Annotated in this window: 1 protein-coding gene; it reads right to left on the bottom strand. The window is 38.6% G+C overall.

The annotated features are described in order from the left end of the window. Window positions 1-98: 98 nt before the first annotated feature. Window positions 99-713: hypothetical protein (locus H5158_RS22680; protein WP_182740982.1), on the bottom strand; the 615-nt coding region annotated here is incomplete at its 5' end.

Genomic DNA, 713 nt, shown 5'->3' with positions numbered 1-713 from the left:
TTTAATAAACCTAGGCAGCATACACCACCTAGGTTTGAATTCCTTTTCTGATTGTTAAAGAGCGTTTGGCCTGTAAATCTATTTTTAAATAACTTTAATCACAAAAGTAAAATATTGAGCTCGTAGGCACGTTTTATATTTTTCTCTAGCAATACGGGGTCATCACTAAAGGGGGCAATAACATAATTAACTTCATCCCTCGGGTATTCTTTTTCGCCATCAATATCCGTATGAAAAACATATTTATAATTGTTTTTTATCTCGGGATCGAGGGGGTAATTTTCCATATAGGGGCCAATTTTATCGCCTTTCCAAACTGTGCTATATCCTTTGTCGAGGTAATCCTGAACAGACTGCAGTAGCCCAAAAGGGATTGGTTTATTTTTATCCATAAACTCCGTTAATAATGTCCACGACCCACAAGCCCCATCGTAACTATCAGCAAACGCGACTATGTATTGGCAATCCCTTTTACCATGCTTAGGGTATTTTTTAGGGATTAAACTTGTTACAGGCATGCCTCTTCCTAAGCTGAAACCTAACGAGCCTCGATACATCTCAACTTCTTCAAATGGTATAACGAGTTCAGGGTTGCCACCAAACGCAGGGAAATTTACATTGCCGGTTTTTCGGTCAAAAACAACGGAGGTGGCTCTGGGGATTTTTGCTTTACGGTGGTAAATAAAAGCAATTATTAATAATAAAACTTGCCC

It is taken from the genome of Pseudoalteromonas sp. SR45-6, from assembly GCF_014163545.1.
GTDB lineage: Bacteria > Pseudomonadota > Gammaproteobacteria > Enterobacterales > Alteromonadaceae > Pseudoalteromonas > Pseudoalteromonas rhizosphaerae.
Note: the sequence above shows the minus strand (reverse complement) of the source record. Positions and strands in the feature narration are given on the sequence as shown.